This window comes from Candidatus Palauibacter scopulicola (assembly GCF_947581915.1).
Lineage (GTDB): Bacteria > Gemmatimonadota > Gemmatimonadetes > Palauibacterales > Palauibacteraceae > Palauibacter > Palauibacter scopulicola.
On sequence record NZ_CANPWG010000014.1, the window covers coordinates 69,505 to 82,102 of the forward strand.

8 protein-coding genes are annotated in these 12,598 nt (G+C 68.7%); 5 read left to right on the forward strand and 3 right to left on the reverse strand.

The window, feature by feature from the left end; genetic code table 11:
* The first annotated feature begins 85 nt into the window (after positions 1 to 85).
* From RN743_RS03225 to RN743_RS15960, 4 genes are all read left to right on the forward strand, one after another.
* Entirely contained in the window at positions 86 to 2,851 is a 2,766-nt protein-coding gene (locus RN743_RS03225) for a TonB-dependent receptor (RefSeq protein WP_310776209.1), read from the forward strand.
* A gap of 161 nt (positions 2,852 to 3,012) precedes the next feature.
* Positions 3,013 to 4,449 (forward strand): aldehyde dehydrogenase family protein, encoded by a 1,437-nt coding sequence (locus RN743_RS03230; protein WP_343218980.1) that lies wholly within the window; start codon positions 3,013 to 3,015, stop codon positions 4,447 to 4,449.
* 71 nt (positions 4,450 to 4,520) lie between these two features.
* Positions 4,521 to 6,017: a CoA-acylating methylmalonate-semialdehyde dehydrogenase gene (locus tag RN743_RS03235; RefSeq protein ID WP_343218981.1), complete on the forward strand. Its 1,497-nt coding sequence runs from the start codon at positions 4,521 to 4,523 to the stop codon at positions 6,015 to 6,017.
* Positions 6,018 to 6,054: 37 nt separating this feature from the next.
* Positions 6,055 to 6,216: a PIN domain-containing protein gene (locus RN743_RS15960; RefSeq protein WP_343218978.1), complete on the forward strand. Its 162-nt coding sequence runs from the start codon at positions 6,055 to 6,057 to the stop codon at positions 6,214 to 6,216.
* A 67-nt stretch (positions 6,217 to 6,283) separates the two neighbouring features.
* Here the strand turns inward: RN743_RS15960 and RN743_RS03240 are convergent, their stop codons facing one another.
* From RN743_RS03240 to RN743_RS03250, 3 genes are all read right to left on the reverse strand, one after another.
* On the reverse strand, positions 6,284 to 8,404 hold the full coding sequence (locus RN743_RS03240) for a N,N-dimethylformamidase beta subunit family domain-containing protein (protein ID WP_310776216.1): 2,121 nt from the start codon (positions 8,402 to 8,404) through the stop codon (positions 6,284 to 6,286).
* 139 nt (positions 8,405 to 8,543) lie between these two features.
* Positions 8,544 to 10,040 (reverse strand): calcineurin-like phosphoesterase family protein, encoded by a 1,497-nt coding sequence (locus RN743_RS03245; protein WP_310776218.1) that lies wholly within the window; start codon positions 10,038 to 10,040, stop codon positions 8,544 to 8,546.
* Between the two features lie 11 nt (positions 10,041 to 10,051).
* Complete coding sequence (locus RN743_RS03250; RefSeq protein WP_310776220.1) at positions 10,052 to 11,437, reverse strand: sodium-dependent transporter; 1,386 nt, start codon at positions 11,435 to 11,437, stop codon at positions 10,052 to 10,054.
* 125 nt (positions 11,438 to 11,562) lie between these two features.
* Between RN743_RS03250 and RN743_RS03255 the strand changes: the two genes are divergently transcribed.
* Positions 11,563 to 12,519, forward strand: a complete 957-nt coding sequence (locus RN743_RS03255; protein ID WP_310776222.1) for an adenosine deaminase — start codon at positions 11,563 to 11,565, stop codon at positions 12,517 to 12,519.
* Positions 12,520 to 12,598: the final 79 nt, after the last annotated feature.

Here is a 12,598-nt window from a genome sequence, read left to right on the forward strand (position 1 = left end):
GGGCCCGCGAGGACGGGAAGCGTCGAGCCAACCTGTTTGAACCGACCATTCGGGATCTGATACGACCAAACCTCAGGAGATGAGTATGCTGAAACGAGCATTCCTCGCCCTTGCGTTTCTGGCGCTGCCGGCGGCGGCCTTTGCCCAGGGGACCATCGAGGGCAGGGTGACCAGTCCGACCGGCGCCGGCCTCAGCGGCGCGAGGGTCGCAATCACCGCGCTCGACATATCGGTGGGCTCGGGCGCCGGCGGCGCCTATTCGATTTCCGGCGTCCCGGCCGGCGACCACATGGTCGAAGTCCGGCTCATCGGTTACGCGATTCAGACCCAGACGGTCTCGGTCACGAGCGGCCAGACGTCAAACCAGGACTTCGCGCTGGAACTCCAGGCGATCAACCTCGGCGAGCTGGTGGTCGTCGGAAGCCGCACGCAGCCGCGGACGGTGACCGAGTCGATGGTGCCGGTGGACGTGATCCCGGTGTCCGAGATCGCCAGGCAGGCGGAGACGAACATCGACTTCCTGCTCCGCACCGCGGTTCCGTCCTACAACGTCCGCGTGGAGCCCATCAGCGACGCGGCCACGATCACGCGGCCGGCGAACCTGCGGGGTCTCGCGTCCGATCACACGATGGTGCTGATCAACGGGAAGCGGCGGCACCGCGGATCGATCATCACGTGGCTCGGCGCCGGTCTCTCGGACGGAGCCCAGGGCGTGGACATCGGTTCCATTCCCGGCATCGCGCTGCGGCAGGTGGAGGTGCTCCGCGACGGCGCCTCGGCGCAGTACGGTTCCGACGCCATTGCCGGCGTGATGAACTTCATCCTGAAGGACGACCGCGACGGCGGCATGATCGAGGTCAAGAGCGGCAGCTACTACGAAGGCGACGGCGACATGCTCACCGTCTCCGGCAACGTCGGGGTTCCGCTGGGGTCCACCGGCTTCGCCAACCTGAGCGTGGAGTACGGCAACCAGGATCCGACCGACCGGGCCATCCAGCGCGCCGACGCCATCGCGCTCCTCGGGGCCGGCAACAGCGCCGTGCGCACACCGACGGCCCAGATCTGGGGATCGCCCGAAGTCAACGACGACCTGAAGGTGTGGCTCAACACCGGCTACACGTTCAGCGACGACGAGCAGTTCTACGCCTTCGGGAACCTCTCCACCAAGGAGGTGGACGGCGGGTTCTTCTTCCGTAACCCGAACACGCGCGGCGCCGTGTTCAGCGGTGACGGCGGGGAGTCGCTGCTCATCGGCGACGTGCTGATGGCGAAGGGCCTCGGAACGGCGAACTGCCCGGAGGTCCGCATCACCAACCATGTGCCGGACCCGGTGGCGCTGGCGCAGGTCTTCGCGGATCCGAACTGCTTCTCGTTCCAGGAGATGTTTCCCGGCGGCTTCACGCCCCAGTTCGGCGGCAACGTCACCGACTGGTCCGTCGTCAGCGGCGTGAAGGGCGGTAACGAGGACGGCTTCACCTGGGACGCGAGCGCCGGCTTCGGCAGCCACACGGCCGACTTCTTCATCTACAACACGGTGAACGCGGCGCTCGGGCCGGAGACGCCCACGCATTTCGACCCGGGCCTGTACCGGCAGGATGAGTTCAACCTCAACTTCGACGTCGCATACGAGGCCAGCGACGGGGTCCACCTCGCGGGCGGGCTCGAGCGGCGGGAAGAGCGCTTCACGATCGGGCAGGGGCAGGACGAGTCGTGGAAGATCGGGCCCTACGCCGCGCAGGGCTTCAGCTCGTCCTCCAACGGTTTCCCCGGCTTCAGCCCGATCGCCGCGGGGAACTGGGACCGCCAGAACGTGGCGGTCTACGGAGACCTGCAGCTGGGCGGCAGCGAAGACCCGTGGACGCTCGGCGCCGCGTTGCGGTTGGAAGACTTCTCCGACTTCGGAACTCAGTTGACGGGGAAGGTCTCGGGCCGCCTGCAGGTCAGCGACGCGGTCGCCCTGCGCGCGGGCGGGAGCACCGGTTTCCGCGCGCCGACGCCGGGGCAGCAGAACGCCTTCAACGTGTCGACGGTGTTCGACGCGACGATCGGCGACCTCGTCAACCGCGGCACGATCCCGTCGACGTCCGCCGTGGCGGCCCTTCGAGGCGGGCGGCAGCTGACGCCGGAGAAGGCGTTCAGCCTGACCGCCGGGACGGTGTTCGACGCGGACGCGTTCAAGCTGACGGTGGACTACTACCGGATCGCGATCTCGGACCGCTTCGCGCAGACGCAGACGTTCTCGCTCACCGACGATGAGGTCACGCGACTGCTGGGCGAGGGGATCACGAGTGCGGCGAACCTCGCCGAGTTCCGGTTCTTCACGAACGACTTCAGCACGAGGACGCAGGGGCTCGACATCGTCGCGAACTACACGCCTCCGTCGATGGGCGGCGCGACGAGCTTCAGCGTGCTCTTCAACTACAACGGCACGTCGGTCACCGATTTCAACCCCGATGTCATCGACACGGACCGGGTGGACCAGCTCGAGCAGTCCATCCCCTCGTGGCGGGGCTCGCTCAACGTGCTGCATGCGCTGGGCGGCGTGCGTACCCTCCTCCGCGGCACCTGGTACGATTCGTGGGTGGACGTCGGCGGCGTGGTGATCGGCGGCGTCGAGGGCACGGCCTTCCCCGGCCGGCTCCTCTTCGATGTCGAGCTGTCGACGGACCTCACGGACGATGCCGAGATCACGATCGGCGCGAACAACCTGTTCGACACGTATCCGGCGACGCAGGATCCGGACACCGCCGACGACGTGGGTCTGCTCTATCCGGAGAGCTCGCCGTTCGGCTTCAACGGCGGCTACTACTACGTCCGCGTGAACTACCGGTGGTCGTGGCTGACCGGGTGAGTTCCGAAGCGTAGTCGGTGGAATCCGGGGTCGTCGGTAGTCGGGGACGAGCCCGGAGGGTAGGATCCGACCCCGGCGGGAGGCGAAGGCCGCCCCCCGCCGGGGTCGTGTTTTACGGAACAATCATGACGCCGTGTCGCGCGGCGCGGGAAAGGGAATCCGTGGAGAACTTCCGCAAGTTTCATATCGATGGGGCGTGGGTCGAACCATCGGTCGACGAGACGCTGGACGTGGTCAACCCGGCCACCGAGGAGGCGATCGGGGCCATCGCGATGGGCGGGCAGGCCGACGTGGACGCGGCGGTGGCGGCCGCGAGGGGCGCTTTCGACTCGTTCTCGCAGACGAGCCGGGAAGAGCGGGTCGCGCTGCTGGAGCGGATCTGCGACGGCTACGCGGCCCGCTCGGCGGAACTGGCCGCGACCGTCAGCGCGGAGATGGGCGCGCCGATGGCCCTGGCCGCGCAGGCACAGGTCCCGTCCGGCCTGGCCCACTTCCGAACCATGCTGAAGATCCTCGCGGACTTCGAATTCGAGACGGACCTCGGAACTTCGCTGCTGGTGCGGGAGCCGGTGGGCGTGTGCGCCTTCATCACGCCGTGGAACTGGCCGCTGAACCAGATCGCCTGCAAGGTGGCGCCGGCGCTCGCGGCGGGGTGCACGATGGTGCTCAAGCCATCGGAGGTCGCGCCGCTGAACGCGGTGGTCTTCACGGAAATCCTGGATGAGGCCGACGTGCCGCCGGGCGTCTTCAACCTCGTGAACGGCGCCGGTCCGGTGGTGGGCGCGGCGCTGGCGTCGCACCCCGACGTGGACATGGTCTCCTTCACGGGCTCCACGCGGGCGGGGGTGGAGGTGGCCCGGAACGCGGCCCCCACGGTGAAGCGCGTGGCGCAGGAACTGGGCGGCAAGTCGGCCAACATCATCCTGGATGACGCGGACTTCGGGCGCGCGGTGTCCCGCGGCGTCTTCGCCGTCTGCAACAACACGGGACAGTCCTGCAATGCGCCGACGCGCATGCTCGTGCCGCATGCACGGATGGACGAGGCCGCGGAGATCGCGGCGGCGGCGGCGGAGAAGGTCGTGGTCGGCGATCCGGGCGCCGAGGGGACGACGATCGGCCCGGCGGTGTCCGACGTGCAGTTCGGCAGAGTCCAGCGGCTGATCGAGCAGGGAATCGGGGAGGGTGCGCGCCTCGCGACGGGCGGCCCCGGCCGGCCCGAGGGGCTGGAGCGGGGGTACTACGTCCGGCCGACGGTCTTCTCGCACGTGAGCAACGAGATGGTCGTGGCGCGCGAGGAGATCTTCGGCCCGGTGCTGGTGCTCATCGGATACGAGGACGATGACGACGCGGTTCGCATCGCGAACGACACGCTCTACGGTCTCGCCGGCTACGTGTCGGCCGGAGACCGCGAACGCGGGCGGGCCGTCGCGCGCCGCATCCGGTCGGGCCAGGTCAACCTGAACGGCGCGCGGCCGGACTTCCGGGTGCCGTTCGGCGGGTACAAGCAATCCGGCAACGGGCGCGAGTGGGGCCGCCACGGGCTCGAGGAGTTCCTCGAGGTGAAGGCGATTCTCGGCTATCACGAGGGGGCGAAGTGAGCACCGTACTGTCTTCGACATCGGCGCCGGCGGCCGGGGACGCGGCCGGAGACGCGGCCGGAGATGCCGCGATGGCGGCGATCGAACGCATCCCGCACCTGATCGGTGGCCGGGCGCGGCCCGGAGCTTCGGGGCGGACGGCGCCGGTCTTCAATCCGGCCACGGGGCGCCAGACGGGCGAACTGCCGCTCGCGGGGGCCGGGGAGGTGGACGAAGCTGTCGCGGCGGCCGCGGCGGCGTTCGAAGAGTGGCGGCGCGTCAGCGTCGCCCGGCGCACGAAGCTCATGTTCGCGTACCGCAACCTGGTCGCGGAAAACGCCGAAGAAATCGCGAAGCGGCTTACGGCCGAGCACGGCAAGGTGCTGGCCGACGCGATGGGCGAGATCGCCCGCGGGCTGGAAAACATCGAATACGCCTGCGGTCTCGCCGAACACCTGAAGGGGACGTACAGCGAGCAGGCATCCACCGGCGTCGACGTCCATTCCGTCCGGCGGCCGCTCGGGGTCGTGGCGGGGATCACGCCGTTCAACTTCCCGGCCATGGTGCCGCTCTGGATGTTTCCGAACGCGGTCGCGTGCGGGAACCCCTTCGTGCTGAAACCCTCACCGCGCGATCCGAGCGCCGCCAACTTCATCGCGGAACTCTTCCACGAAGCCGGCTTCCCGGCGGGCGTCCTGAACGTCGTGCACGGCGACCACGTGGCCGTGAACCGGCTGCTCGAACACCCCGACGTGCAGGCCGTGAGCTTCGTGGGGTCGACGCCGGTGGCCCGGCACGTGTACGAGACCGCCACCGCGCACGGAAAGCGGGTGCAGGCGCTCGGCGGCGCCAAGAACCACATGGTCGTGCTGCCCGACGCGGACATCGACCTCGCCGCGGACTCCGCCGTCTCCGCGGCATACGGATCGGCCGGCGAACGGTGCATGGCGATCTCCGTCGCGGTCGCGGTCGGCGAAAGCGCCGATCCGCTCGTCGACGCCATCCGCGCCCGCATGGAAGAGCTGCGCATCGGCCCCGGCGACGATCCCGCCTCCGAGATGGGCCCGCTCATCACGGCCGAGCACCGCGACCGCGTCGCGGATTACGTGCGCCAAGGCGCCGAGGCCGGGGCGCGCGTCGTCGTAGACGGCCGGGACGCCCCCTTCGAGGGTGACGGCTTCTTCCTCGGCGTCACGCTCCTCGACGGGGTGACGCCCGACATGACCGTCTACCGGGACGAGATCTTCGGCCCGGTGCTCTGCGTCGTGCGCGTGGGGACGTACCACGAGGCGGTCGAGCTGCTGCGCGACAATCCCTGGGGGAACGGGGCCGCGATCTTCACGCGCGACGGAGGCGCCGCCCGACAGTTCCAGGAGGATGCGGACGCGGGCATGGTCGGCCTCAACGTCCCGATTCCGGTCCCGGTGGGATACCACTCCTTCGGCGGCTGGAAGGAGTCGGCGTTCGGGGCGCACGGGATCTACGGCCCCGAGGGCGTCCACTTCTACACGAAACCGAAGGTGATGACGACGCGCTGGCCCGACCCCGCCGGCAGCCGCGTCGATCTCGGTTTCCCCACCAACCGCTGAATTGCGGAATTTCCGTAAGTTCCACGATGTGGCCCGGGTGCATGCGACGCTGGCGACGCACCTACGCGGTGCGGGCACTCCAATCGGCGCCCACGACCTGATTATCGCGGCCACCGCGGTCCACCACGGTCATGCCGTCGCGACGCGGGATCGGCGGAGCCTTGCCCGGATCGATGGACTGGAGGTCGAATACTGGTAGCCGGCCGCAGGCGGGTGAGCCCCGACGTTCCCGCGGGAACGCGTCCCGGGGGAGCCGTGGACCGGAATCAGCCTCCCCCGCCCGCGGCGGCGACGCTCTCGCCCGGGGTCTCCAGGTTGCCGCTGTCGTCTACGGCGCGGCTCATGATCGAAACCTCGCCGACCGCATCCGGATCCCACGCGTAGCTCCAGTTCGCGCGGCCGCGGGCCGGGCGCCATGTCATCCCGCCATCCAGCGACACCTCGACTGCCGCCACGACACCGCCACGCGCGTCCGACGCCGTCCCGCTGACCGTCATCAGGCCGCTCTCCGCATCGGGCCCGGAGGGCTCGTCGAAGGCGGACGTCGGCGGGACGTCGTCCGTCGAAGCCGTGGCCGGAACCAGGTCCGCCTGTATCGTCGCGGGCTGCACGCCCATGTCCGCGAACACGTTGAGCGTCGCCTGCTGCAACACCCGGTCCGGACCGTGCGGATCGACGCCGACCCGCGTGTCCATGCCGTTCTGCCGTTCGGGCGGGACACCGGTCTCGGTGTCGTGGTGGGCGTCGAGGCCCCACGGCCACTGCAGCGTCCCGGTGTCGAAGACGAGCGCCCCGCTCTCGTGCCGGTACATGACCGCATGGTGCGTGGCGGACCCCGTCTCACAACCCCGACCCGGGTGGACGCAGTACTGCAGGTTGTCGATCGTCGTCGCGGAGAGCCGGAACAGGCCCGGCGGGCGGAAGCCGTTGTCGATGTCCGAATCCCACTCGTGGCCGAGGATCCCCTTGATCGACACGTAGCGGTCACCGGGCCGGAGCCCCGCAACCTCCGTATTGCGCCAGAACCTGAGGTCGGCGAACTCGGCGTCGACCATGAGCGGGTCGTTCCGCCACGCGTTCACCGTGAACAGCGTCCCCGTGAGGGCGTTCGCCGGCCACGGGCCCTCCGGGTTGATCGAACGGTGATCGCGGAACAGCCCCGTCCACTCGACCGGATCGAGCTTCCGGTGGTCCTGCGATTCCTTGTAGGTCACGAACGTGCGGTACGGCTGCTCCGATCCATCGATGCTCGGCTCCCAGCGCACCTTCCAGAAGATGTCGTTCGAACCGAAGAAGCCGAGGTGTACGCCGGCCGCGAGCGCGGCCTCCACGTTGCGCCGCTGCTGGCCCGTCCAGTACTCGTCGTGTCCGACGGAGAGGAAGACCTTGTGCTCGAGCAGCTCCTCGCCCCTGCGATCCGTGTCGACCCCGGATGAGTAACTCACGTCGTAGCCGTTGCGCTCGAGCCAGCGGACCATCGGGTATTCGGAGTTGAACACCATGTTCACGGCCCGGTAGTGCCGGTTCTCGAAGGGCCGGTTGTAGCTCACCTTGGGGGCGCGCGGGGGGCCGCCGTGGAGCCGGAGGCGCTCGGGATTCAGGCGTCCGTACACGCTGTGCCCGCCATAGCGGTTGTACGCCTGCCAGTTGAGATCCGAGGTCTGGAAGAGCAGATCCGACTCGCCATCGTCATCCCGGACGACGAAATAGATGTGGCTGGCGCGCGCCTCGCGCAGCGGGTTCCGCATCACCGCGTGGAAGCCTGGCGCCTCCCACAGCGAGTCCTCGCCGGTGGGGGGGAGCGGCGTGGGTTCGAATTCATCGTTTTTCACCCAGCCCTCGATCGGATCTTCGCGCACGAGCCGGGCGAAGTAGATGCCCGAGGTCGCGTCCTCCGGCGCCTGCCAGGAGGCCGACACGGCCCAGTTGCCGCAGTCGACGAGCGGCGCGGGCCACGTCTCCATCCCGCCGCCCTCAGCCAGCACGGGGATCGGGCCCCGAAGGCACTCGGGCTGGATCTGGGGCAGAGTGGCGGAGGGCTCGAAGGAGTCCACCCGGCGCGCGCCCATGCCGCCGTAGTAGCCCATCCGGTAGATGTCGATCCGGTAGTCGTCCGAGTCCGTGTCGACCTTGAACTCGAGCGTCTCGCCCCGGTTGATCGCGATTTCGGTCCCGAAGCCCTGGATGCTGGGATCGCCGTAGCCGTTGATGTCCCACTCCGTGGGTGGGTGACCCTCGAGACAGTTCTCCGCCACGATCTCGTTGGCGGGAGCCGCACACGCCTCCTCCATCGTCATCCGCGGAGGCGCACAGGCGCTCGCGAAGAGTACGGTCGAGGCGGTGAAGGTGAGGAAGGACGGACGGAAGCGCGGGCGTGGCTGGGTCATGGCGGCATCTCCAGGCCGGAGTCGGCATGCGGACGGCCGATCCTCCGACCGTCCCCGTCACCGCAACATGAGTGCGCGCTCGGATGTCTACAACGCCCGCCGCGCGCCCCGCCGCTGACGCGGGGGTCCCCGCGGATGCCTAGGTCAGGCGCAGAGCCTCCGAGTAGACGCGGCCGAAGCGGTCCGTGGCCTCGACCCGCACCTCGGCCACGTCCGGGTCGACGCGCGCTTGGAACATGTGGTTCGTGATGCGCGGTTCGACCCACGATCGGCGTGGCGGACGGTCCTCTCCCGTGTGCAGTTCGACGCTGAGCGGGTCCAGTCCGTTTCGTCGCGTCATCAGCCCGCGGGCCTCGCCGTCGGCGAACCAGCGCACGGTCCACTCCGGGTCCCAGTCCCATACGTTCGCCACGACCGCCCCTGGCGCGTTCGGGTCGGACCCCGGCGCGTACAGCCGCATCTGGTGCGTCGCGTCGAACCCGGTGGACTTGTAGCGCCACGAGATCTCCTCGCCCGCCGCCTCGTAGACGCAGTAGCCGTTCGGGGCGCCGTCCCAGCAGATCGGCCCGCTCCACCACGCTCCGCAGATCGCGCCCGCTACATGCTCGTGCGTGCCCGCTTCGAACACATGCTCCAACTCGTGCGTGTGGCCGGTGAGGATGTGCGCCTGGAAGGGCTCCAGCAGCCGATAGAGCGCGTCGCGATTCATGATCGCGCCGGGTGGGTCGGGGGACGTCAGGCCGCGCCGAACGTGGTTGCTCCCGAGCGCCGGGATGTGCGTAGCGACGATTACCGGCGCACCCGCCTCCACGCGGCTCAGGTCCGCCGCCAGCCAGGTCAGCGCGTCGGCGTCCAGGTAGCCGAGGTATCCGCTCCCGTGCCAGAACACGTCGTCGAGCACCACGTAATGAACGGCCCCGCGGTCGAACGAGTAGTAGCGCGGCCCGAAGTGGCGGGAGAAGGTGTCGGAGGAGGCCTCGTCGGTGGGGCTCTCCATGTCGAGGTCGTGATTCCCGATCACCTGGAAGAACGGAACCCCGATCCGCTGCACGCCGCGCTCGTACTCCGGATAGAGCTCAAGCCGGTCGTACATGATGTCGCCGTCGGAGATCCCGAAGACGTGCATGTCGCCCAAGTCCCGCACGGTTTGCTGGAGATCCGGCACGGAGCGTTCGAGAAACCACCCCATCTCTTCCTCGGTCTGGGTCTGGATGTCCCCGAGGAGAAGGAGCGCGTGGCGTTCGTCCGACATGCCGAGCGGGGTGAGATCGAACGCGACGGACATCTCGCTCCCCGTCGGGTCGATGCGCTCGTAGAAGCGCGCGGTGCCGGATGGGTTCGTCCGGATCTCGTACCCGGCCGGGACCCGAACCCATACGAAGCCCCGGTCGGCCGAGGTCACGAGTTCGAAGCGACCATCGGCGTCGGAATCCACGACCTGGAGTCCATCGGAGACCGCGACCCGCCCCACGCCCCGACCCCCCGCGCGGACCATCCCCTGCACGCGAATCGGGTTCCCGGTCCGGGGAAGACGGGGAAGAGGATCGTAGGGGGCGGCGAGCAGAGACTGCGCGCGAGTCGCGAGTCCCGCCGCCGAGAGAGCCCCGGTCTTCAGAAACGTCCGTCGGTTCAACATTCGCCTTACCGTCAGCTGAAGTCGCGGCCCAGAATGACGGCGACGATGATCGCCCCGACCGCGAGCGGCGCCACCCAGCGGATGAAGAAGCGCCACGCCCCGTAGCGGAACCAGCCGGGCTCCGTGCCGTCCACCAGTTCCCGTTCCGTCGCGTTCCGGGTCATGAACCAGCCCGCGGCGAGCGTGATCGAGAACCCGCCGATCGGCAACATCCAGTTCGAGACGAAGTGGTCGGCGGTCGAGAACCAGCCGGCCTTGCCCGCGAAGATCTCCAGCGTGGAGAGGAACGGCGTGCCCGTGAACGAGAGCGCCGCGAAGATCGTGAATACGAAGATCGCCCCCCCGCAGAGGATCGTCGCCTTGTGCCGGGCGATGCCGTGTTCATCGATGACGTAGCTCGACACGACCTCGAGGAGAGAGATCGTCGACGTCAGCGCCGCGAGCGCCACGAGGACGTAGAAGAGCGGCCCCAGCACGGTGCCGAACGGCACCGCGGTGTAGAACAGCTCCGGCAGCGAGATGAAGAGCATCCCCACCGGCGAACCGCTCACCTGGTCGCTCATCCCCGCCACCGAGAAGATGACGGAGAACATGATCACCGTCGCCACGAGGGCGATCAGCGTGTCGAGCGCGACGATCGCGCCCGACGCCTTCACGATCGACTGCTTGCGCGAGATGTAGGAGCCGTAGGTGATCATCGCCCCCATCCCGAGGGAGAGGGTGAAGAAGGAGTGTCCCAGCGCCTCGAGAACCCCGCTCATCTCCAGCTCCGAGAAGTTGGCCCGGAAGATGAAGCGCAGCGCCTCCCCGGACCCGCTCATCCCCAGCGCGCTCACGAGGAGGAGGAGGAGGATGCCGAACAGGATCGGAAGGAAGATGCGGGCGATCCGCTCGATCCCCTTGCTCACGCCGAAGTAGACGACCGCGATCGTGCCGATGCTGAAGCCGAGGGAAAGCGCGAGCTGGAGGCCGGCGTTCCCCACCTGCTCGTTGAACAGGTCGCCCGCCGCCATCCCGGCGGGATAGCCCCCGAAGGTCCAGCCGATCGACTGGGCGAAGTAGTACAGCGACCAGCCCGCGATGACCGTGTAGTAGCTGAGGAGGATGAACCCGGCGAGCACGCCCCACCCGCCGACGACGCCCCACCAGGGTCCGGCCGCCTCCTTGAGCGCCCCGACCGCGCTCTTCTGGCTCCTGCGCCCGATGAGCAGTTCCGCCATCATGATCGGCAGGCCGACGGCGAGGATGCAGACGAGGTAGACGAGAACGAAGGCGCCCCCCTCGTTCTCCCACGTGATGAACGGGAACTTCCACAGGTTGCCGAGGCCGATCGCGCTGCCGGTCGCGGCCAGCACGAGGCCGACGTTCGAACTCCAGTTGTCGCGGGGTTGGCTCATGGGTATGTCCAGTCGGGCGTGATCCGGGCAGGGGCCTGGCGGCGCGTGCAAGTCACGGACTGCCGGCCCATGAGTTCGACGATCCAACCTACCCCGTAGTCACGAGAGGCCACCAGACGCGCGCCATGCCGAACCTGAACGAAGCCATCCGGAGCACGCCCAAGGCGGAACTACACATCCACGTCGAAGGCTCGCTGGAGCCGGAGATGATGTTCGGCCTCGCCCGCCGGAACGGGGTGTCGCTCCCCTACCGCGATGTCGAGGAGGTCCGCCGCGCCTACTCGTTCGGCAACCTCCAGGAGTTTCTCGACCTCTACTACGCGGGAATGAACGTCCTGCGGACGGAGGAGGACTTCTTCGCACTCGCGGACGCGTACCTGCGGCGGGCCGCCGCGGACAACGTCGTCCACGTCGAGATGTTCTTCGACCCGCAGGCGCACACCGGACGCGGCGTGCCGATGGCAACGCTGATGGACGGCCTCGAGCGGGCCGTCGTCCACTCTCGGGAGCGGGGCGTGAGCGTGTCCCTCATCCTCTGTTTCCTGCGGCACCTCACCGAGAGGGAAGCGTTCGAGACGCTCGAGGCCGCGGAACCCTACCGGGACCGGCTGCTGGGCGTGGGCCTGGATTCGAGCGAGGTCGGGCACCCACCATCGAAGTTCGCCCGCGTGTTCGAGGCGGCGCGCGACATGGGGCTGCGACTCGTCGCGCACGCCGGCGAGGAGGGACCGCCGGAATACGTGTGGGAAGCGCTCGACGTCCTCGGCGTGGAGCGCATCGACCACGGCAACCGGGCCCTCGAGGACGAGGCGCTGGTCGCCCGGCTGCGCGACGACCGCATCCCGCTCACCGTGTGCCCGCTGTCGAACCTCGAACTCCGCGTCGTGGAGGACCTCGCGGCGCACCCGATCAAGCGCATGCTCGACCTCGGCCTCCTCGCGACCGTGAACTCCGACGACCCCGCCTACTTCGGCGGCTACATCAACGAGAACTTCCGCCGAGTCGCCGAAGCCGTCGACCTCTCGGCAGAGGACGTCGAAACCCTCGCCCGAAACTCCTTCACGGCCTCCTTCGCCGCTTGACGCGACCACCGTTCGTGACAACCGTCGGGCTTGAATTCCGCGCCGAGGAGTTGACCATCGATTCATCCGGATCCTGACG